The sequence below is a fragment of the Crenothrix polyspora genome, from assembly GCF_900163755.1.
Taxonomy (GTDB): domain Bacteria; phylum Pseudomonadota; class Gammaproteobacteria; order Methylococcales; family Methylomonadaceae; genus Crenothrix; species Crenothrix polyspora.
The window spans coordinates 42,481-64,147 of record NZ_FUKI01000132.1; the positions used below are offsets into that span (position 1 = coordinate 42,481).

Genomic DNA, 21,667 nt, shown 5'->3' on the forward strand with positions numbered 1-21,667 from the left:
CGTCAAAAACAAAAGCACAATTACAAACCAACCTATTGATTATTAATTATTAGTTTTATTTATTTCTAAACCGATTTTTGCAAAGAAGAGAACTGAACGGTTAACTATTTTGCATCTTTAAAAAGACCACGCAATAAATTCGACACCGTTTAGCCGAGTATAGACCAAATACACGACTATCGTTTTCTAAAAAGACTCAACACTCATAAAAACTCAAACCAACATAACAATATTCTTAGCATTATTCAATACAGTTTTATCAAAATATCAATAAACCATAATAATAAGCACTTGTATTTAATTACAAATAATTCTCCACATATAAACTATACAAAATAAAAAATATTTACACTATTTTACCACATATCGTATTAGCTATTGTAAAACACATCTACAAACAGCGCTTAAAACTGGTTACAACTCATCTTACATGTTAGAATAATAGCACGGTATTTTTTGCATTTTTTTCCAATCAAATCGTAAAACTATCTTACAAACAGAGTCAGTCGCCGCACTAAAATAGCACTTGATAACAGCTTACCGATTAAAAACTATCACTTGCCCCAGAGACAATTACTACAAACAAAATTTTGGACTATCCTAAACTTTAGATTGATCATGTAACCGTTATTTTCAAACCCAACATTCGCTAGCTTGCTCAGATTTTTTATAGGGATTATTATGTTAACCACACCTCGCGTCGCACTCGTCTCGCTGCATTTTGCTGAATACAGTATAAATTTAGCGGTAGCACTGTCTAAAAAAACACAGGTTATGCTGATTTTATACCAAGATAATGCTGACAATGAGCTTGGCGCAGATTGGCTACAAAAAATACCCACACACAGCTTAAATATAGTCGTTTTATCCAGACCCAAGACAGCATGGCATGTTATTAAAAACAGCCAACAATTTATCAAGACTATCCGGCAATTTTCTCCAGATATCATCCATTATCAAGAAGATCCTCGCGATGAATTGATGCTAAGCCTCGCCTTTTTGGCAAAAATCCCCTCTGTACTCACTATTCATGATCCTAAACGCCACAGCGGCTTAGATGCGGTTATTTCTCGCTTTACTTTTTATCGGATGATTGTAAGACGTAGCGCAGATAGCGTTATTACGCACGGCGATATTATGGCCACCGAATTAATGGCTATGTACCCACGACTCAAAAACAAGCTATGGTCTATTGCTCACGGACCACTTGGTGTCGGCTTTAACGGCACTGTCGCTGCACACCCCAACAATTGTCGCTTACTGTTTTTTGGACGCATCAACGCCTATAAAGGCCTTAGTTTTTTTGTCGAAGCCATTATTGCGCTGCGTGCTAAAGGTCATCCTGTTATAGGCGTTATTGCTGGCCGAGGTGCCGACTTAGAGCCCAATCGGCAACGCATGCTTGATGCGGGCGGTTTTGAAATTATCGATAAATATATCGCTGCCGAAGACATACCCGATTTATTTCTCGGCAGTCTTATTACTGTGCTGCCTTATACCGACGGCACACAAAGCGGTGTCGCAGCAATGGCACTGGGCTTTGGTCGTCCGGTTGTTGCCTCCGCTGTAGGCTCAATTCCAGAATTGGTCAGAGAAGGCATAAATGGCTTGCTGGTACCCGCCTGTGATACCGAAAAATTAACACAAGCACTTGAAAGTATTATTAGCAATGCCAGCTTATGGAACACATTGGCTAATGGGGCTCTGCATCTTAAATACGGTGAGCTTTCTTGGGAAACAATAGCGGATAAAACATTATTAGCCTACACGGCAACTATCCAAGCAAAAGCCGCCTTATAAAACAAACTTAGGCGTGCGCATGAATAATTTGAGAAAACTCATGCTTGGACAGGCTCAGCACAAACGGGAGTGGAGCCTAAGTTGCTCAACTTATTTCATGCACGTTCCTTAACTAACTGACCTTCATAAGCCATTGTTTTAGCAAAAAGTCGCCACTACCGATACCAAAAAAACATGGCTATAGGTATTTATACGGATTGCTATAGTCAAAGTTTTACTTGATGATAAATTTTATTACCATAAATGGCTTAATCATATTTGTAATCATTCAGTCCCCCTCTTTGAAAAAGAAGGGTTAGGGGAGATTTTTTAAATAAACTCCCCCAATCCCCCTTTTTCAAGGGGAAGTGAATACTGACTCACATTTTAACAAAAACCTACAGGCGGGGTCTCAACCTTAAACAGTGGGAATACCCCAGCGCATTATTGACGATCTATTTTAAAATTAAAGGGAGAAGTATCAATGGATTCTATTGTAATCGTTGTTCCTGAATTACAACCGGTTCCACCGGTACAGGGCGGCGCTGTTGAACACTGGGTCGATGAGGCCAGTCGACGATTGTTAACATCCTATCAACGCTTAGCAATTGTTTCACGTCCTGCCAACGTAGCGGGCAATACCCATATTGAATATATTGGTATCCCCTGGACACCAATGGAGTTATTTTTTCATCGGCTTAAAGAGCGTGTCACCTGGAAAAACCCACTGCGTTACATTGCTAAAATCCAGAATGTTTATTCCTATGGCCAACGCGTGGCACGCGCAGTAGCAGAATTTGACCTGGTGTATCTACATAATGAACCCAATATTCTGCTATTACTTAACAAACGTGTCGGTCAAAAAATTGTACTGCACATGCACAACGAACATTTGTCCATGCGTTTATTCCGCCCATTTTATCGTCGAGGTCTTGCTAAAGCAGATCAAATCATCTGCGTCAGTGATTACATACGCCAACAGGCTATTGCAATCTTTCCAGAATATGCTGAACGCTTTCATGTGGTATTTAATGCCACCGATACCGATGTTTTTAAACCGTATCATAACGAAGCCTTACAGCAACTGGCAGGTTTGGTAAACTTTGATCCCAACAAACGCTATCTGCTCTACGTAGGACGCTTGATGCCCATTAAAGGCGTACATGTATTACTTGATGCTTTTCGCGAAATTCATCGCCTCCTACCTGACGTTCGCTTGATTATTACAGGGGCATCTTTTTTTAGTGCCAGTGCAAAAACCGCCTATGAACAAAAGTTAATGGCGCTGGCAGACTCAGTCAGTGAAGCTATTGTGTTCACAGGCTTTCTGCCTCATGAAAAACTCAAATACTTGTATTCTGCTGTCGATATCATTGTTTTCCCCTCTACATGCCAAGACGCATGCCCCTTGGTGGTACTGGAAGCCATGTCATCAGGTACTTGCTTAATCGCTTCGGCGGTTGGCGGCGTGCCCGAAATTTTAGAAAATGACAAAAACGGTCTGTTGGTAGAAGCCAATAATCCAACGGCATTGACGCGTGCAATTTGCGACACTTTAAACGCTCCAAAAACCCTACAGCGCATGGAAAATGCCGCTCGCCAAAAAATTATTGACGGCTACACCTGGCAACGGCTGGTTAATGAACTTAACACTTTATTTGGATCACTGACATGATAGCAATCGTTTACCCGCAGTTTTACGGTGTCGGCGGCATTGCTCGCTATCTGGATTCATTTTTATCCAATCTGCCGACCGATCACCCTCCAATTTATCTTATAACCGGCAATGAACATAAGGTAGATCGCCATTATCCAGGCGTTGAAATTATTCATATCCCATTAGGTTCTAGCGATTTAAATCGATTTAGCCTGTTTGTCTGGGGCTTTCAAGCACGAAAAACACTATTACAACTTTATGATGCAGGCAAAATACACTGGATTAACCTGCATTTCCCCCCGTTGATTCCGGGTTTGTTTTTACCCAAACATATTCCCATTGTGCTCACCGCACACACCACTTACCTTGGTATGTCGGGGCGTTATTATGCTATTAAACATTTTGACAGCCAGTGGAGCAATGCGTCTTTAGCGATTAAATCCTATATGGAAAAGCGTATCTTTGGCCTGAGCCATAAAGTGATTACTTTAACCGAACAAGGTCGGCAAGAAGTGCTTGCCTACGGCTTTAAAGGCCCTGTCACTGTCATTCCCAATGGAGCAGATATCAATCTGTTTACACCCGATGACACGGTTAAAAAAAATATCGATGTACTGTTTTGCGGGCGCATTGAGCTTCGTAAAGGCAGCCGCGCAATAGCAGAACTATGCAAAAACTTGATTGCCAAAGACACCACGGTACAAATCTGCATTGTAGGTTATGGTGAAGATGAAGCATGGTTAAAGCAAAGCTTAATCGTTTATCCGCATAATGTGGTAATGACCGGCAAAGTGCCGTTTTCAGAAATGCTAAACTATTACAATCGCAGCCGTATATATGTCTCAACTTCTTATTACGAAGGCTTACCAGGCACTTGCCTTGAAGCAATGGCCATGCAATTGCCCGTCGTAGTTTGGGATTTTCTGTTTTATCGCGATTTGGTCATCGAAGGCCAAACAGGCACTTTGGTCGCCGCCAATGATTTTATCGGTATGACAGACACTATATTGACACTGTTAGCACAGCCGCAGCAGGCAATCGACATGGGTAAAAAAGGCCGTGCTTTACTGATAAAAGAATACAGTTGGCGCACACTGGCACAAAATGTACTAAAGGTTTTTCAAAAATAACACCTGCAACAATGGTAATACTGTATCAAATTTAGCTAATCTCGGTAAGTTTATACAGTTTTATACACAGACAAAGTGAGGTAAAAGCCGATCACTTTAACAAACAGTTACCAACCTACATTTTGTTCTGCGTTAAGTTGGTAGCCTAACAAACCGAGTGACTTAGCTAAATGAATATTCTTGATTACCTTAAGTTCTACAGCCTAACCAGTATTGGTTTTTTTTACAATCCGCTACACAAATTACGGGAGAGATGTTCATGGTAAACCGTCAATTGCACGTCATGATGTTAGGTCTACGTGGCTTTCCAAATGTACAAGGCGGCGTGGAAACCCATGCGGAGAACTTATGCCCTTTATTGGTAGAACAAGGCTGCCAGATCAGCGTCATCACACGTTCGTTGTATCACGCTGTCGAAACAGATTTGCGCTGGCGCGGTGTAGACTTTATTCCACTCTGGCATCCAAAATCCAAAAGCATGGAAGCGATAGTACATACTTTTTTAGGTGTGCTGTATGCCGCTATTAAACGCCCAGACATTCTGCACATTCAGGCAATTGGCCCATCAATCATGACACCGCTTGCACGATTATTAGGCTTGCGTGTCATCGTCACGCACCATGGCCCAGATTATGAACGGCAAAAATGGGGGCGTTTTGCCCGTAGAATACTGCATTTAGGTGAACGCTGGGGAATGCGTTACGCAAACGGGCGCATTGTTATTTCACAGGTCATTGCCGATTTAGTACTCAGCAAACACCGTGTATCCTCGACGCTGATTCCTAACGGCGTGGTGATGCCACAGATTCCTAACTCAATAAATACACTCACGCAATTTAAATTAACCTCAGGTCGTTATGTGTTACTGGTCAGTCGATTAGTACCTGAAAAACGCCATCTGGATTTAATCGCCGCTTTTAAATTAGCCAATCTACCCGATTGGAAACTGGTTTTGATAGGTGGCGCAGATCACCCCGATACGTATCAACGTGAAGTGATAGCAAAAGCCGCTGAAATAGGCGCTATTATGACAGGTGTGCAACAAGGAACAGCCTTGTGGGAACTGTTTACCCATGCAGGATTATTTGTACTGCCCTCCTCCCATGAAGGTTTACCTATTGTGTTACTGGAAGCGCTCAGTTTTGGGCTGCCTGTGCTAGCAAGCGACATCCCTGCCAATTTAGAAGTGGGCTTAGCCGATAAACACTACTTTCCATTAGGTAATATAGAACGGCTTGCAGACAAAATCAGGCAGTGGTCAACTCAGCCACTCAACAAGACGGAACGCAAGACTATTCGAACATGGGTGACTGAACGTTATAATTGGCATGATATCGCTAAAAAAACACAAGCTCTTTATATCAAGACCGCGCTATAAAGCGACGTAAACTATCGTGTGATTACTGCCCGACGTTTAATCAGCGCGTGGCCATGCAGCAAGACCTATTGTTTACATGCTCGCTGTATACGCCAATATTCCCAGCGCTGAACCATGCTGGGTGAAACACACGCACACATTAACAAACTAACCCACCAACGTCTTGACACCACGCCACGCCATATACCCAGTAACTGCTTAAAACCCTGATAACGCAATCCTGCCATTAATTTAGTCCGCACAGAACTGATCCTCGCCTCTGTCACCAACCTTAATGCAGATTTTCTCAAGCTATCTGGCAGCTGACGATTAAGCGCTCGCTGCTCAAGTCGCAAGTGTGCAGGGAATAAAACGTCTCCTTGATACAAGGCACACAAACTTTCACCCACCGCCATTCTGTAAGCGGTAAGCTGTGATGGGCAATACGCAATAGACGATTTTTCGGCCAATCTAAAAAACAAATCCTGATCTTCACCCATTTGCTCGCCTTCTGGAAAACAAGGCTGAAACTGCATTAAAAAAGATCGCCTTACTGCAACCGAATCAATGTTAAACAAAATATCAAAACGCCATCGACAAAAAATATCATCTATAATTTCAACCGACGCATTATTTGAAACCTGCCAAAATTTTTCATCGCCAGCCGCCACATTAACCAATTTATAGCTGGTAGCAAAAAAAGCTAAAGCAGGATAATTTTTTGCCAATGTCATCACCGTATCAAGATACTGCGGCAGATACCAATCATCAGCATCTAAAAAACACACCACATCGCCTTTTGCTAAGGCAAGTCCTTGATTTCTAGCACGAGACACACCACCATTGGCTTGTTGTACTAGCACTATCCTATCATCGTTAATCGCACGAACGCGGGCGACACCGTCATCTGTAGAGCCATCATCAACAACAATAATTTCAAAATCCTGGTAGGTTTGATTCAATACCGACCGTAACGCGTCTTCTACAAAAGCAGCTTTGTTGTACAGCGGAATAATGACAGAACACAACATAAACAACTACCTTCTAAAATATAAGTGCTACACATAAAATGCCAATAAATTTATTTAAAAAATCTATCTTGCGGGTGTTTTTTAATATGACTAAAAGATCGCTACAATAACGCATGAGCAGGCGGTGTTTTTAAATTGGCGGCATTAGTCTGTAGACCAGAAAAATGCGATGCGATAACCATTAAAATAATAAGATGCGTCAGCTCATCGGGCCCGTAATAACCCACCATAGTTAAAGGCACTTCACTCATAGAACGAAACATCACCATTAAAAAAAGCGCTAATGTTAAACCTTGGCTAACACGCACTGTTTTAAGCGCATAAAACAGCAATGTCAAAACATAGATAACAAGCCCAATAACACCGACAATCCCCGAACTACTCAATGTTTGATAAAATTGACTGTGCGCGGTAACCGCCGCAGAAATACCTATTTTTGCACGGTGTGCATCATTCCAAATGGTCAACCCATAGCCAAATAAAGGATTGCGCTGCCACTCTAATACGGCAACTTCCCAAATCTGGGCTCTGCCGGTCATTGTCATCAAATCAGCCCCCGCTTGAGACATAAGGAAAGAATTTAAAAAATTACCGGATGAACTAAATAAAAGCACACTTATCAATACGGTAAACATTATCATAACCAAAGATAATGCCATCACTAAAAAAAAAGGTCGTCTAAAATCAAAAAAATACCTTTTCAAAATTTCGCTGTAGCGAAAATAAGACAACGAAAGTGTCGATAATGAAAAAGTAATCCAACTGGTTTTTGATTGCGCTATAACCAATGTTATAAGACCAATAATCCAGGCAAAACGATTAAGCCAACCCTTATAAGGCCTACTTGATAAACACAACAAATACACCACTGTTAATCCACCCATAGTGTTTGAATGGCTTGTTAACCCCGCGTAACGCACTGTTAAACCAGGCACAACGCCATCAAGATAACCTGTTCGAATAACCATTTGCGGAGCAACAATCAAAAAACACGCACTCACAACCAAGCAAACCAACATAGCATTACGCACGTTGCGAATAGCAACATCACCTTCTGCTTCACTGAATAACAGTGCCGCACTGCCACCCAAAAACAAATACATATATTCATGAGAAATAGAGGGGTGTGTGCCTAAAAATGCCGCCAATACCACCGTGGTTAGAAAAAAGAAAATAAAACACAGCAATAACCCCATAGGTACTTTAGGGTTTCGGCCATAATGCAACACGCGATTAATAATTCGTTCGCTTACCGCCACTAAAATAAACAATGTAATACAACGAGCGATCACAAACACATACGCAGGTGTCGACTCATGCGCGGCTATACCAGATTCCGATGTTGGCATAAGACTGAAATCGCGCCCCGATGTCATTTTCGCTAACATAACACTGAAAATAATAGGATAAAAAATATACGGCAACAAGCCTATTTCTCGCTGGCGACCCCAATGTAAAACCCCACCAAAACCAATAACAGCGGCTATCACAGCCAAAAAAACTATCAGCCCCAAGACAATGCTCATCATTTGTTTGCTCTCATGCGCTTTTTACTCAGCTCTGTATTTTTGACACAAATCTTGGGCTAAAACGCGCTAACATACCCAGCACATGATGACCCAGCAACCCTGAAAATCGCTGCAAAACGACCACAAACACACCACACCCTAGTAAAATTCCACCCGCTAGCGGCAAAATATGTTGAGATGCGCGTGCAATAAGCTCACGCGCACCCTGCCCACTCATAGCCGTTAACTGAACTGAAAACAGTGTATTAACCCATTCGCCTAGTTCTACTCCTGCAAAACTCCCAAAAGTCACTAACAGCGTCATGGCCCAGCCGCGTGCAAAAGAGGGCGATAAATGCCGTACACCAATCTTTAAGCGCTGGCAAGCCGCCGTAGTAATCACCAACGCTCTTACACACAAAATACCTGCCGCAACCAAAGCCACCACCACCACACCTTGGTGAGCAAACGTGTAAAAAGCCCAGCCAGCCAATACAATAATAGGTAGCTGCAATAAGCTCTCCAAATGCTTACCCTTGGTATTCCACAAAATAGGTGTCGACATTGCCCAAGTAATATACACCGGCATTGATAGCGCCAAAATAGCCAAGACAACCGCTGTGGATTGCCAGGCATCACCGTACAAAAAACCAACTAAGTCATGTGCAATAATAGCAAAAAGTGCAAAAAGTGGTGTAATCAATACCCACACTGAAGCGATAACCGGTAAAAAAACGCGCCGTAAACGCTCCGGTTCTGACTGAAATTTAGCGCCTGCCGTTAAAAATGCGGGCTGTAAAGCACCAATCAATAATTTATTAGGCGTACTGGCTAGGTTATAACCCACGCTATACAACCCCACGGCATGAGAATCCAAAAAACGTCCTAAAAGAATACGATCAATATTGTCTAGCACCCAATTACATAAATTAGTGACAAACACCGTCAAACCCACCCCCGACATAGATTTAGCACCGGCATACCAAAACAGTAATTTAATTGAATGCGGATAGCGAATAAAACTCATAATCAACATGATAATAGCTTGCGCCAACCAGGCGGCAACCAAAGACCACACACCAAAACCACAGTAAGCCATTGGAATACCAATCGCCAAGTAGGCGATAGCGTAGCTAATAATTTGAATAATATTAATCCAACGAAAATCCAGATTGCGGCGCAGTAAATTGCTAGCCGGTGCAGTAATAGCACTGATGACACAAGCGACACTTAGCCATCTAACAATGGGTTCAACACGCGGCTCTTTAAAATAATCGGCTACTTCTGGCGCAAACACGTACAGTGCCGCAGCAACCACGCCACCTGAAATTAACTGCCAGGTAAATGCAAAACGAATGTCTTCTGTCGTTAAATTTTGGATTTGAATTAAGCCCCAAGCAAAACCAAAATTAGATAAAAAATTACTGAACGTTAAAACGATAAGCCCCATCGCAAACAACCCGTAATTTTCTGGCCCTAAAAGTCGCGCTAACACAATTTGCGCACCTAATGACAAGCCGTATTGAGCGATACTTCCTAGCGCACTCCACTTAACCGCACTGACACTTTGTTTATTAATATTGTCTTTCCCTGTCATACATTCCTTACCTTTCTCGCTAAACACCCGCTAATTGACACCTTAAAAGGCTATCCACTTAGGCGGCACAAAGTGTACTGTTATTGGCGTAGGTTGGGGTGACGATAGGAACCCCAACATAAGATGCACCGTACCGTTGGGGTTCGTTATCTCACCCCAGCCTACAAACCTTGTCCCAGCTGTGTGGGTAGCCCTTTAAAAAATACGTGAACAATTTGGCTACCTACTTAAAGCGGGATAGTTTCAGGTTAAGCCGTTCGTGGTGAACTTATCGAACCATGATTGGCTTAACCGTCCACTCTTCGACAGGCTCAGGCCGAACGGTTAAGCCTTACACCGTGCCTCGCCTTAAGTAGGTAGCCAACAATTTAAAGTAATTAAAATAGAACACTTATTGCATTGCGCCCTCGCCTTCCAAAGCACTAATGCGTGCTGATAATCTAAAAAACATAATGGCTGCAACAAACACCAACATAAATCATCAGTTGCTCATGACAATATTAGATCAAAACCATGCACCGCTCTAGCCTAAATGCGTAATTTTCGATTTAAAACGCATCAGGTTGCTTTATTACTCACCAAGCCTATCTTGTCTGGTTAACGAAACAATGTACAAACTCGGCTATAAATAAAGCGACACCATTCGACGCCAGTCATAACCACAGTGCGCACGCCCAGCCCATTCATGGAATTGGTGCTTAATGCCCTTACTGTGCAAAATATTACTCAAATGCTGATTGTTACCCCAAAATGGGTCATCTTTCCCGATCACCAGCATAATATCCATATTCTGTAAATGCTGCAAATGCTCTGTATCTTGTAAATTGGCCATAAAATGGTTAGGGGTATGAAAATAAATATTATCGTCATAATAGCCACTGAACAAATCGGTGAAATGCTCCACCGACAGGGTCAAGTCATAGCGCCCAGAAAATGCACTGAGTTTTTGGAATAGATGCGGGTGACGAAAGGCAATATTGGTAGCGTGATATGCGCCAAGGCTACAGCCGTGGGCAATCGTACAAGGGTGGGCGTTTTTATCCTGCATAAAAGGTAAGACTTCATGCACGATATAATTCTCAAATTGGACATGGTAGTGTATACGTTCGGATGGCTGCTTCCAGAAGCAGTACAGTGACTCATGATCAACACTGTCGACACAAAATAGTTGCAGATGCCCGGCTGCAATTTTGTGCGCGAGCTTCTGCACCATCCTCAGGCTTTCATATTCGTAAAAACGCCCATCGCGGGTGGGGAAAACCAAAACTTTCGCACCGGCATGGCCAAATACCAACAACTCCATTTTACGCCCCATTCGTGGGCTGTGCCATTGATGATATTCCCGCTGCATTACTTAACCTGCTTATAATTGTGAAAAAAAATCCCCCAATGCCTGTAGTAACACCCGCTCTTGTTCAGCCTGCTTCGGGTAAGCGAAATGGCCTGCTTCTAATACAAACAGGGATTTCGATTCAGGCAGAGCATTGTAAATAGCAAACTGCCCAGGAGGGGCAACAGCTGGATCAAACAGCGCCGCCGCAACATGTACGATTTGGTGAATAAAGCGTGCCGCGCTGGCAGCATCATAATACTGTAATGTTGCAAGCACAGTACCGTGTTGCCGCTGATAACCTTGAACCGCTGCACCGCTACCGATAGTCGGCAATGTCAAGCGTAAAGGATGGTTACCAAAAGAGGGGACATTTAAATGTGCCCGCTGGATGCGTGATTCCCACGGTAACGCCAATGCCCCTATGCCACCGCCAAAACTAATCCCTGCAAAGCCAATATGGCCTTGTGTGGCAGGAAATAATAATAGCATAGCCGATACCGCCAGCCATAAGTCTTCAACACAACCGCCCAAAATATAGCGGTCGGGTTTATCAATATCATGTAAGACATGGAAAGCAGGATCAGCAGAAACTAAGGCTTGTTGGCTACGTGATAAGCCCCGAAAACTGGGGAAAAATAACACCGTGCCTTCGGGTTGTAGACGAAACTCAGGTTGATCACACCCTGCATAGCCATGACCCACGATTATGCCGCGTGTCACTGGCTTATGTTTCGGTACCCATACCCAGCCGCGAATAATAACGCTATCGGTGGAATAATAGCGCAGATCAAACACTTCATAATTGCCGTGGTCTTTGCCGACATGTTTAATACGTGGACGCGGATGAATCTGCATAGCGCGGGCATAACGCGCCTGCCAGAAATCAGCAAAATCATCGGGAGGCGATGGCGCTGTAATGGCCAGTAGATCTTGCAAGGAATAGCCGTAGCTTGGGTCAAACGAAAAAGCATGGGGGAAAGCAGTGGACATAAAACGATAGACTTGTGTGCTAAACCTACGCTTATACGCTATTTTCTTCACACCCGTACGATGAAGTTCTCCCCATCAATACCATTAGTGGCGTAACCGTCGGCTTCATCGTCGTTTATCCAGTGTTTGCCGTCGTACAAGTAACGAAACTGGTATTCTGCCTTGCCGGTATCCAGTTCTACCAAGGCGGTAAACTCACCACTTTTCAAGGCATTCATTTCGGTGGCTTGCAGATTCCAATCGTTAAAATCACCCACCAGATGAATGCTTTTGGCATTATTAGCCGCTGTTTTACTGACACGAAAGGTCACTTTGCAACAGGGGCTATTTTTCAGATATAGTTTTTTGATGCTCATAGTTTCATTTTTGATAAGTTGTTTTGACATACCAGTATGGCATATGAATGTTACAACTGTATGAGTATATGAGTTAATCGGCTAATTGGCTATAATGCGTTAGCTGGCTATAGCATCGAAAAAAACACCAGTAATATCATTTGTAAACGACTAATGCTTCACAACTCTAGGCGATGGGCAGCATAGATTATAAGACTAAACATAACTGGTATGATGCCGCACAACCGGTTTTTTGCATTCATAACGCCAATTACAATCGTGCTTGTTGCAAGCATTACGCAGTTCTGAACCAAAGCAGGGTTGATGATAAGTGGCCATTTGTATAGCCCAAATTAATTCAATTTTAAGCGTCATATTTTCAGGATTTTTTACACCCGACGACTTGGCCAATTTCTGTAAGCTTCTAAGTGTCATAGTAGAATCATCTTCATCTGACGCCAGTAAATAAGCTGAAATTTGTTTCTGGACATGGCTATTTTCCACCGCCATCACATCATCTGGCGAATGATTGCCAAAGAAACTTCCCACGACATCGTAATGTTCACCCTCAGCAAATGAGGGGTAATAAGCCCTATTTTCCATAATTTATCTCAATCGTAAAGGTTGGCTAATAAATAACATCATGGTTTAAGATAGGCGAAACATTTCCCTGGCGATAGCCTCTATACCCCATGACACCAGTAAACAAAACAATGTCATCGGCAGGCAAAATGCAACCAGTGATAATGTATAGTCAGATGCGTTTTGGTTTATTATTAGTTTTAACTTATTCATAATGGCTGCTCTTTAGTAAATTTAACCGGCAGCTCTATCATGGAACAAAAAGATGAAAATATGATGACAAGTACGTGACATTTTGATGACAATTACTCTGGTACTTCAATACGATAAGCTTCTATCATAGCTTTACCCGTATTGGGCATAATCGAAGCCAGATAAACCGTATTACCGTAAACTATCGGCGCAGACAAGGGGCGACCCGCGCCTAATAAAGATTGCTCAACCAGCAACGCACCGTCTTTTACCCGTATACCGTACAAAGTGCCAGATGTACCAATATCAACCACCCAAACAATCTCATCGCCTTTATTATCTATTGTTGAAATAACCGGCAAGGAGGGATGACTTCTAAATGACTGCACGGCCTTTTCACTGGCTGGATTCGGAAATTGCCATAAACGCTTAAACTTAGGTTTCCCGTTTTCCTCAACAATGCTTAACGCCACCAGACCAGCCGGATGTGTGGTGTCTGGCACAAACGTAGGAATAACGACAACAGGGTCTATACCAGCGGTAGACAGTACCGGCTGAGTGACAATCATGCCCATCCAGCTGGCTTTACACACATCAGTTGGCGTGCCGCACACATCGACAATTTCCAGGCGATCGTATTGCGTGCCCAAATGCCCCGCATCGATCAAATACACCGCGCCTTCTTTACCGGGCTGTACCAGCACCGAATGCCCACTTTTCAGAGTAGCTTTAACCGGCGCACTGGCACCCAAGTCATAATCCATCCAGGCCAAGCATTCCCAAAAAGTTTTACGGTCGCACTCACCTGTTGCTGGTTTTAACGGCATATTCCATTCTGACAAACGTGGAATAAACAGATTTTTACAAGACGCTATGCACGCAGTACTGGGATTTTTTGGATAAAAGTTTTGACACAATTGTGCATCACAACCAGGGTCAAATTGCAGGTTAGGCTGCACACGCATCAAGGTATTGGCATAGTCACCCCGTGCCAGATCAATTTGGCCATTGCCAGTAGGCACGATCAATTCAAAACTATCGGCAGTGGGGTAAACCTGCGGCCCTGCCGGTGTCCAAATACCACCACCGCAAATCATTTCCTGATTACCGTATGCCATTGTGACCGGACATTTCGCTTCGGGTGTGGTTAACAACACATTGCGGATCGCATGGGCTGTGCCTTGTTGCTGCCAGCTATCCATATCAACCTCAAACAGCCAACCGTGATAAGGCTGGGTATCACCGGCATTCCCAAAAGCAAGATACAAACTGCCCCATTTGGCATCCGGCCTGATGACATGCTTAAGCGCCGAATGTGAAAACGCGGTCGGTGGATTAAATTTAATGCTGCTTAAGCCGTCCGCACTGGGCTTTTCAGCAGAAACATCCAACACAGGAAAGCTTTTGTCCAATTGTCTTTGGTCTAAATCAATAACAGCCAGACGATGGCTAACCCGTATATTTTTCTCCAGGCATTGATAAAGAATAACCAATTTACTACCAATAATAACGGGGGTAGATACAATCTGTGCTTGCTGGCCTTTGAGGGCAGGCATATTAACTTGCCAGACCAAAGCGCCCGTCTCACTGTCCAAGGCGGCAACAATACCATTGGATACGGGCACAATAATGAAAGGCAAATTTTGGGAAATATCGAGTAAGGGTGACGCGATAATACTCTCATCAAAAGTGACAGAAGCAGTGCTGTCTTCTGGAAAAATTCGGGTTACTTTGTAATGCCTGAGCGCAGACTCGCTAAATCCACTGATGGCCACATAGCTTGCTGATAGCGCAGATAATATAGCAACAGCGACAATAAAGTTCTTAATCGCAATGTTCATAAGTATCAGCTTCAACGGTCAATTAAAAAGTGAAACTTTACAGTTAGACTGTGACGGGATGATGACAGACAGTTAAATTGACTAATGCTATAAAAAAAGGCCACTGAGTGGCCTTTGAGCATTTACTTCAGGACTGCGAGGGACACTAGACATCGTTTGTTAGTTGATGAAACAAACTTTTTAAAGGGGGCAAGTGGATTGCCGGTATCCAAGATGGACAAGCTCACCATCCTTGATGCCGACAATCCACTTGCACTCTTTTCAATAGCATTCAAGTTCTTGCTTCGTGTAATTGAAATTAAAAATCTTTAGCTACACTCTAACTTTGTCTTATGACAGTGCGGTGACAGCTTGATGAAGATTTGATGACGGTGTGATATTTTCTGCCCAGCGTTTAATTTTATCCACCACCCACAGCGGTTGATCCAGGCAAAGATCATGCCCGGCCCAAGGGTGAACTCTCAGGTCAAGTTGCCAGCGTTTTTGGATAGCAACAGAGCACGCCGAGGATACCAAATAATCTTTTTGGCTGCTCAGTAACAGGACTGGCTGGACAGGTTTTTGTTTACCCGATCGGTAAGCTGCCGCCGCCATTATTTGGCGTAAGCTATTTTTTATGCTGACAGGCCGGTGTTGCTGGATTTTTGTCCATTCGCTGGCAATAAAACCGCCGACATCCTTACGGTTACTGACCAGTTTTAAGAGGGCTGTTTCACGTCTGTGCAGATTAGTTTGCAAAAACAAGCCCAAAAATTGACGGTAGCTTTGCCAGCGCAGACGCTGATAAAACGGGTTTAAATTGGCAAAGCTGGTGTTCAGCAATACCCCGCCGTTAATCTCGCCTGGGTATCTTTGCATCCAGTCCCAGGCCACCATACCACCCAACGAATAGGCCAGCAAAGTCAACGGCTGTTGCAATAAACCTTGTTCTAGGGCTTGCAGGCGAACCGCATCGGTAATACCGGCAATGCGGTTGGGCGATTCTTGCTGGTATAGGTAGCCTGTGCCAGGTAAGTCCAAGGTATGGACACTAGCCCCTGGAAAATTCCTCTGCAAGATGGCGGGAAAATCACCCCAGTGCTCAACTTCGCGTGACAAACCGCGTAACAATAACCAATTGGTCGCTAAACCGTTATCCGTCATACCACAACCCCAATGCTTGTTGATAATAGCAATTCTGCTGCTCTGTATCCAAATCTGCCCATGGTTTGGGGAACAGCAAACTGCGGTGCAAAAAATCCAATAACGTAAAATGCCGTCGCATAACCCGCTGTTGTCTATGCGGCAATACCGGATGAAATAAGCCATGCCGATGGAACAAGTGCAACGGATTTTTTCTCAGCCAGGACCACGATCCCATCTCCAAGGTTAAAGGTATAAATAATCGCTGGCTGTCGCTGTGCGCCATAAATTCGTCATACAAAAAATCCCATAAATCACCGTTAATGACATACTCCAGGCTCATGGGTTCTATCTTGTAAATATGCTGTGGGTAGCAGCGATCAAACAACTTTTTTAAGGCATAGGTTTGCGCAATACTGGCAAACGGTTTTTTGCTGTGCGCGTAAGGAAACCATAAGCGGTCACGCAAGCCAAAGCCAGAATGCAAATCCAGCGCGATGGATAGCGGTGCGCTAAACAATTGTTGGCGTACAATCTTGCATAAAACTTGCGCTTCGGCTTCCATTGCCAAAGTATCGCCACGATACCAAGGCAGTATCGGGCTAATGCGCTGGCCACTGTAAAGTTTGGTATTGCCGATGCCTTCTATGGGTGCATTACGCATCAAGTCCACGTTGTTGCCGTTACTGCGTGTATTGCGATACACGCCAACCGGATTGACGATAGGCACAAACACCAAACGCGATTTTTCCAAACGGGCATTGAGTTCCTCATCCCAATCCAGCAATTGGCTGAGCGTTTGCATATAAGCCAGTATGACTTCGGAACCGATTTTTTCCAGCCCGTGTACCCCGCCGAATAAGCCCAACACTGGCACAGCCGGATTTTTAGAACCCAAGATAATGCAATAAATGGGAAATGTTTGCCCGCGATAGTGAATGTTATCCAGTATTTGCACTTGTGCCCGGTTGCCAAGTTGCCCGATCAAAACCTCAAGTTGTCGTAATTCTGGGAAAAGCTTGCCGGTTATCAAGCTCAATTTACCAGGGATTTTTCGATATAGCGCAAGCGTTTTTTAGGGGTAATTTTATCGATCTCGACCATAATTAAGCTATCGATACACTGGTTAAAATCAGGGTCAATGTTAAAGTCAATAAAATGGCAGCCTTTGTCAACACACAGATCCACGTATTGCTTGTAGAGCATGGGTACTTTAACGCCCAGTTTTTTCAGTTCGCTGTTCAGAACTTTAAAGCTAGTGGCGTAATCATTGGTAAATTCGCTAGCAACAAATTGGCTGCATTGTTCAGAAATGACAAACGGCATCCTGGCTTTGGCTTGTGACGATGAGTTGCCAAATTGCTGTTGATAAAAACCAACGATTAATTCCTTGGCTCTGTGCGGGTAGGCATTGCTGATACTGACCGGACCAAACAGGTATTTAATCTCCGGTTGCTCACGCAAATACGCGCCGATACCATACCAGAGATACTCCAGGCTATGCTGACCCCAGTAACGCGGCTGCACAAAGCTGCGCCCCAGTTCAATACTGTTCGGTAACAAGGCTTCAAATTCACCGCGCAAATCAAACAAGGATTGCGTGTAAAAACCGTCCACGCCGCGTGTGGCCATAATTTCTGGACCATCACCTACCCGATAAGCGCCGACTATTTCCAGATCCTTGTCATCCCACAACACGATATGCTGGTAATAGACATCGAATTTGTCCAGGTCAAAGGAAAATCCTGTGCCCTCTTCCACGCTCCTGAAGGTCAGCTCTCGAAGCCTGGCGATTTCTTGCATCACCGGACAATCATCCTGAAACTGATAGAGGAATATTTTTTTGCCGTCGCGGGTTCCACCGAGCAACCGGGAACAGTACAAAGCTTTTTTTATGGCCTTGGTATCGCCGGGATGCACCACAGTTTCGACAGTTTCAAACAAAGGCTTGTGGGCTTTTTTACCCAGATTAAGTACGTGTTTTCGAAACCGGCGACTGAGGATTTTGTTACTTTCCTTGCTGTCAAAAAACGCATTCGCTGGCACCGGCGCACCAATCTTGAATTTAATGTCCTGATGCTTTTTGTTGAACATTTCACTGACCAGCATGAAAGTACCCAAGGGCTTATAGAGCATCGATAGACTATAAAATAAGGCCGAGTTTTTGGCTTTGATATGGATAGGCAGGACAGGGCTATAGCTTTTTTTGGCCAGCTTGATAAAGCCATTTTGCCATTGGCCATCAACGATGCCTTTAGGCGTAATCCGCGCCACTTCACCGGCCGGAAAAATAATGATGGCCTCGTCATTTTCAAGCGCCTTCAGCATGGCTTTATAGCTTTGTTTAAGGCTTTGCTTATCGGTCAGCACATCCACCGGCAAAAACACCGATTGCAAATGCGCCATGTGCAGCAATACACGGTTGGCAACAATACGCACATCAGGCCGCACCGAACGCACCAGTTTAAGCAAGGCCAAGCCGTCCAATGTGCCCAGTGGATGATTGGCGACAATCAGCAAACGGCCTTCCGAAGGAATATGGTTAATCGAGTCGCCACTGACCTGGTAATTAAATTTAAAATGCAGCAGCAATTTGTCCAGAAAGGCAAAGCCGCGCAGATGTTGGTGTTTGGCAATAAATTCATTCAAGTCATCCTGGTGCAGCAGTTTTTTTAAGGCGCTGACGATGAGCTTATTATCTTTGCCAAATTTTAAATTGGGGTAAATTTCTTTCAAAAGCTGTTCAGCATCAATCATGGCAAGACCAGTGTTCGCTATCAGGTCTTGCCAGTATAAGGATGGAATATGACAATGAAATGACTGTACTGATTACCCTATGCCAAACGCATCAAAATTTCCTGCCAGAGTTCAGCGTAAGCTCGCGCAGAACGGCTTTTGCTGTAAGCACCCAGTGGCATACGTTCCACACCCATGCGTTCAATATCACTGGCGCACGGTATAGTGGTTTTTAAAGTAGCCGGATAATCAGCCAGCACTTGCTGCATAATGTCTTTGTGCATTTTTTTTCGGCTATCCACCATAGAAAAAAATGGCAGTAATTGGGCATGGGTTAGCGCGTGATCATCAATAAATTCCTTTAGCTGCACTAAAGTCCTTAACGACAACGTACTTGGAATAATGGGCGACAGCAACACATCCGCCGCTTCAAAAATGGCTTCCGACAACAGGGAAATACTCGGTGGGCAATCCAAAAAAATAAAATCGTAGCTGTCGGCCAACGGTTTAAGGCGTTTTTTGATTTGCTTAGTGGGCTTTTTTTGGTCATCCAGCAGTAAATCCACGTTCCTAAATGAAAAATCGACAGGGATCAAATCCAGATTATCAAAATCAGTGCCTTTAATCAGCACATCCAGTTCGTGTTTGCCAGCAATTAAATTTTTGCTGCCGCCCTTAATTTTTGGCTTGATACGAAAATAATAACTGCTAGCAGCTTGTGGATCCAAATCCCAAACCAGAGTACGATAACCCGCTTGTGCGGCATTAAACGCCAGATTAACTGCACCGGCTGTTTTGCCCACGCCGCCTTTAATGCTGTATAAAGCCAATACTTTCATGACAACCTCACGTTTGATAATGGGTGTGGCGAATAACCATCGTTTATGGCCTAACGAGACCCCGGCTTATGAATGATGTGTTGCAAACAGCGCATGAAAAACCGTATGATTTTCGGGCTTTTTAAAGGCGGAAAATTGCCAGGTAAAATGATCGCGTATTTTGTTTTTGCGTTTGTCAAAATCCTCAATCAACAGCGCCATTGCCATAATGGTTTTATCCGGTGCATTGCTGACCTGCATTTCCTGGCTAAAGTGCATGAGCTTTTGTTGTTGAGTGGCGTAATCTTGATAATCGCCCAAAACATCTTGCAATCGTTTCAACTGCTTAATTAAACTGGTGATACGGCGCTCTGCATACAGATGCTGAAAAAATTCCATTAAATAGCGCAGTTTTTTGCAGGTTTTGCGTAATCTGTGCAGTGCTTCTGGCGGCGTGTGCTGATCGATAGCTTCGCCTTCTTTGATGACACGCTTGTAAACTTTCCAGATTCGCAGGTCAGCCAAGGCTTTAATGGTTAATTTGGCATCCACTTGCGTTGGCTTATTATTCGGTGTTGATCCCAGATACGCTTCCCAAGCGGCTAATAAAGTTGAATAGCGAGCAGAGCGCAGATGTTTTGCCAGTTGCTTTTGTGCCTGACGTTGTTTGGCAGCTAATAATTCATGCAATAGATCAAGGCTAGCACGCAAATCAACCGGCACTTGCTTTTTGTAATATTCAAAATTCAATAGATACACATCCAGATCACGGGTTTCGCTGGTGATCTGGCCTAGCCAGGAAAAAAATTCTTTAAACCGGACGACAATATCGTCGGGCAAGGTGTTTTTAACCTGACTGAGGCCAACACGGGTTCTTCTGACCGCCACTCTAAAATCATGTAGGAACTCAGTGTCAATATTAGCTATAGTGCCGGATTCATTGACTTTAAGCATGTGTAATAAATTGCTGAATATCAGCTTACTGGCGATGTCGGCACGCATGTCAGGGCTAAGTGGAATATCCAGTTTGGATGAATAATCTTTGGGATGGCGGCTTTGTGATTTTAAAATATCCAGCAGCAAAGGCCTATCAATAGCGCATAATTTCAGCTGTTCCGCGATAACCTCTACAATGCGTCCAGCAACTTTATCATAACCTTTAATCGGGAATAAGCTGAGCCGATGATTGAATCGCTCAAATTCTTCGATCTGTATTCGTAAGACAGTTTTTTCATCATTATTAACGATATCAAACTGATAAACAAGGCATTCCACATGGCAAATAGCGCGTAATGCCCGCATTTCAAGCACAGGCTCCAGGATTTGGCGCATTTTATCTGCGCTAAACTGAGTGCTGAATGAGGGTACTTCAATTAATGTTGTGCTGGCAATAAGCTCAGAGGTTTTTCGATGGCTTAACTGTAATATCGAGGCCTGTGTTGATTGGCTAAATTCACAAATAATATCATGGCGATATAAACGCCAGTCAAAGCTGTCGTAATAGGTTTTTAAAACGGGGTGCTTGGAAACAAGGTGAAGGCTACTTTGCTCGGATACGCTGGCAATTAGCTGTTCAGCCGTTACATGAGCGGGTAATTCAAAATGTGTAACCATAAATAGTTTAGGGTGCTTTGGTAGTTGTCATTTACACATAACTGT

At 43.7% G+C, this 21,667-nt stretch carries 17 protein-coding genes; 4 read left to right on the top strand and 13 right to left on the bottom strand.

All coding sequences use genetic code 11. From position 1 onward, the window contains the following. The first annotated feature begins 681 nt into the window (after positions 1 to 681). The 4 genes from CRENPOLYSF2_RS12965 to CRENPOLYSF2_RS12980 all read left to right on the top strand — a co-directional run bounded on the left by CRENPOLYSF2_RS12965 (position 682) and on the right by CRENPOLYSF2_RS12980 (position 5,944). Entirely contained in the window at positions 682 to 1,800 is a 1,119-nt protein-coding gene (locus CRENPOLYSF2_RS12965) for a glycosyltransferase family 4 protein (RefSeq protein WP_087144373.1), read from the top strand. Positions 1,801 to 2,263: 463 nt separating this feature from the next. Then, entirely contained in the window at positions 2,264 to 3,454 is a 1,191-nt protein-coding gene (locus tag CRENPOLYSF2_RS12970; RefSeq protein WP_087144374.1) for a glycosyltransferase family 4 protein, read from the top strand. Next, positions 3,451 to 4,566: a glycosyltransferase family 4 protein gene (locus tag CRENPOLYSF2_RS12975; protein WP_087144375.1), complete on the top strand. Its 1,116-nt coding sequence runs from the start codon at positions 3,451 to 3,453 to the stop codon at positions 4,564 to 4,566. The genes CRENPOLYSF2_RS12970 and CRENPOLYSF2_RS12975 overlap by 4 nt, the downstream gene beginning before the upstream one ends. Positions 4,567 to 4,825: 259 nt before the next feature. Next, positions 4,826 to 5,944 carry a glycosyltransferase family 4 protein gene (locus tag CRENPOLYSF2_RS12980; protein ID WP_217884114.1) on the top strand — a complete coding sequence of 373 codons (1,119 nt, stop codon included), beginning with the start codon at positions 4,826 to 4,828 and terminating at the stop codon, positions 5,942 to 5,944. A gap of 65 nt (positions 5,945 to 6,009) precedes the next feature. Here the strand turns inward: CRENPOLYSF2_RS12980 and CRENPOLYSF2_RS12985 are convergent, their stop codons facing one another. The 13 genes from CRENPOLYSF2_RS12985 to CRENPOLYSF2_RS13045 all read right to left on the bottom strand — a co-directional run bounded on the left by CRENPOLYSF2_RS12985 (position 6,010) and on the right by CRENPOLYSF2_RS13045 (position 21,622). Beyond that, on the bottom strand, positions 6,010 to 6,954 hold the full coding sequence (locus tag CRENPOLYSF2_RS12985) for a glycosyltransferase family 2 protein (RefSeq protein ID WP_087144376.1): 945 nt from the start codon (positions 6,952 to 6,954) through the stop codon (positions 6,010 to 6,012). 101 nt (positions 6,955 to 7,055) lie between these two features. Further along, on the bottom strand, positions 7,056 to 8,483 hold the full coding sequence (locus CRENPOLYSF2_RS12990; protein ID WP_087144377.1) for an O-antigen ligase family protein: 1,428 nt from the start codon (positions 8,481 to 8,483) through the stop codon (positions 7,056 to 7,058). A 25-nt stretch (positions 8,484 to 8,508) separates the two neighbouring features. Then, positions 8,509 to 10,059 carry a lipopolysaccharide biosynthesis protein gene (locus CRENPOLYSF2_RS12995; protein ID WP_087144378.1) on the bottom strand — a complete coding sequence of 517 codons (1,551 nt, stop codon included), beginning with the start codon at positions 10,057 to 10,059 and terminating at the stop codon, positions 8,509 to 8,511. A 622-nt stretch (positions 10,060 to 10,681) separates the two neighbouring features. After that, a complete protein-coding gene (locus CRENPOLYSF2_RS13000; protein WP_087144379.1) occupies positions 10,682 to 11,410 on the bottom strand; it encodes an esterase family protein in 729 nt (242 codons plus the stop codon). Positions 11,411 to 11,422: 12 nt separating this feature from the next. After that, entirely contained in the window at positions 11,423 to 12,382 is a 960-nt protein-coding gene (locus CRENPOLYSF2_RS13005; RefSeq protein WP_087144380.1) for an acetylxylan esterase, read from the bottom strand. 47 nt (positions 12,383 to 12,429) lie between these two features. Beyond that, complete coding sequence (locus CRENPOLYSF2_RS13010; protein ID WP_087144399.1) at positions 12,430 to 12,738, bottom strand: isoamylase early set domain-containing protein; 309 nt, start codon at positions 12,736 to 12,738, stop codon at positions 12,430 to 12,432. Between the two features lie 195 nt (positions 12,739 to 12,933). Further along, entirely contained in the window at positions 12,934 to 13,320 is a 387-nt protein-coding gene (locus CRENPOLYSF2_RS13015; RefSeq protein ID WP_087144381.1) for a Rho termination factor N-terminal domain-containing protein, read from the bottom strand. Between the two features lie 284 nt (positions 13,321 to 13,604). Then, complete coding sequence (locus CRENPOLYSF2_RS13020; protein WP_087144382.1) at positions 13,605 to 15,332, bottom strand: PQQ-binding-like beta-propeller repeat protein; 1,728 nt, start codon at positions 15,330 to 15,332, stop codon at positions 13,605 to 13,607. Positions 15,333 to 15,662: 330 nt separating this feature from the next. Further along, positions 15,663 to 16,475: an alpha/beta fold hydrolase gene (locus tag CRENPOLYSF2_RS13025; RefSeq protein ID WP_087144383.1), complete on the bottom strand. Its 813-nt coding sequence runs from the start codon at positions 16,473 to 16,475 to the stop codon at positions 15,663 to 15,665. Further along, positions 16,465 to 17,484, bottom strand: a complete 1,020-nt coding sequence (locus tag CRENPOLYSF2_RS13030; RefSeq protein WP_087144400.1) for a M14 family zinc carboxypeptidase — start codon at positions 17,482 to 17,484, stop codon at positions 16,465 to 16,467. Before CRENPOLYSF2_RS13030 ends, CRENPOLYSF2_RS13025 begins: the two co-directional genes overlap by 11 nt. Before the next feature lie 5 nt (positions 17,485 to 17,489). Continuing rightward, positions 17,490 to 19,211 carry a bifunctional ornithine lipid synthase OlsF gene (gene olsF / locus CRENPOLYSF2_RS13035; RefSeq protein ID WP_087144384.1) on the bottom strand — a complete coding sequence of 574 codons (1,722 nt, stop codon included), beginning with the start codon at positions 19,209 to 19,211 and terminating at the stop codon, positions 17,490 to 17,492. 77 nt (positions 19,212 to 19,288) lie between these two features. Continuing rightward, positions 19,289 to 20,029, bottom strand: a complete 741-nt coding sequence (locus CRENPOLYSF2_RS13040; protein WP_087144385.1) for a ParA family protein — start codon at positions 20,027 to 20,029, stop codon at positions 19,289 to 19,291. Positions 20,030 to 20,095: 66 nt separating this feature from the next. Then, positions 20,096 to 21,622 carry a CHAD domain-containing protein gene (locus tag CRENPOLYSF2_RS13045; RefSeq protein ID WP_087144386.1) on the bottom strand — a complete coding sequence of 509 codons (1,527 nt, stop codon included), beginning with the start codon at positions 21,620 to 21,622 and terminating at the stop codon, positions 20,096 to 20,098. Positions 21,623 to 21,667: the final 45 nt, after the last annotated feature.

What these genes read in the sequence shown, in the direction of transcription:
- CRENPOLYSF2_RS13005 (WP_087144380.1), bottom strand. Translation starts at nt 12,382, where the DNA reads ATGTCCACTGCTTTCCCCCATGCTTTTTCGTTTGACCCAAGCTACGGC.
- CRENPOLYSF2_RS12990 (WP_087144377.1), bottom strand. Translation starts at nt 8,483, where the DNA reads ATGATGAGCATTGTCTTGGGGCTGATAGTTTTTTTGGCTGTGATAGCC.
- CRENPOLYSF2_RS13015 (WP_087144381.1), bottom strand. Translation starts at nt 13,320, where the DNA reads ATGGAAAATAGGGCTTATTACCCCTCATTTGCTGAGGGTGAACATTAC.
- CRENPOLYSF2_RS13045 (WP_087144386.1), bottom strand. Translation starts at nt 21,622, where the DNA reads ATGGTTACACATTTTGAATTACCCGCTCATGTAACGGCTGAACAGCTA.
- CRENPOLYSF2_RS12985 (WP_087144376.1), bottom strand. Translation starts at nt 6,954, where the DNA reads ATGTTGTGTTCTGTCATTATTCCGCTGTACAACAAAGCTGCTTTTGTA.
- CRENPOLYSF2_RS13010 (WP_087144399.1), bottom strand. Translation starts at nt 12,738, where the DNA reads ATGAGCATCAAAAAACTATATCTGAAAAATAGCCCCTGTTGCAAAGTG.
- olsF (WP_087144384.1), bottom strand. Translation starts at nt 19,211, where the DNA reads ATGATTGATGCTGAACAGCTTTTGAAAGAAATTTACCCCAATTTAAAA.
- CRENPOLYSF2_RS12980 (WP_217884114.1), top strand. Translation starts at nt 4,826, where the DNA reads ATGGTAAACCGTCAATTGCACGTCATGATGTTAGGTCTACGTGGCTTT.
- CRENPOLYSF2_RS13020 (WP_087144382.1), bottom strand. Translation starts at nt 15,332, where the DNA reads ATGAACATTGCGATTAAGAACTTTATTGTCGCTGTTGCTATATTATCT.
- CRENPOLYSF2_RS12970 (WP_087144374.1), top strand. Translation starts at nt 2,264, where the DNA reads ATGGATTCTATTGTAATCGTTGTTCCTGAATTACAACCGGTTCCACCG.
- CRENPOLYSF2_RS13040 (WP_087144385.1), bottom strand. Translation starts at nt 20,029, where the DNA reads ATGAAAGTATTGGCTTTATACAGCATTAAAGGCGGCGTGGGCAAAACA.
- CRENPOLYSF2_RS12995 (WP_087144378.1), bottom strand. Translation starts at nt 10,059, where the DNA reads ATGACAGGGAAAGACAATATTAATAAACAAAGTGTCAGTGCGGTTAAG.
- CRENPOLYSF2_RS13000 (WP_087144379.1), bottom strand. Translation starts at nt 11,410, where the DNA reads ATGCAGCGGGAATATCATCAATGGCACAGCCCACGAATGGGGCGTAAA.
- CRENPOLYSF2_RS13025 (WP_087144383.1), bottom strand. Translation starts at nt 16,475, where the DNA reads ATGACGGATAACGGTTTAGCGACCAATTGGTTATTGTTACGCGGTTTG.
- CRENPOLYSF2_RS12975 (WP_087144375.1), top strand. Translation starts at nt 3,451, where the DNA reads ATGATAGCAATCGTTTACCCGCAGTTTTACGGTGTCGGCGGCATTGCT.
- CRENPOLYSF2_RS12965 (WP_087144373.1), top strand. Translation starts at nt 682, where the DNA reads ATGTTAACCACACCTCGCGTCGCACTCGTCTCGCTGCATTTTGCTGAA.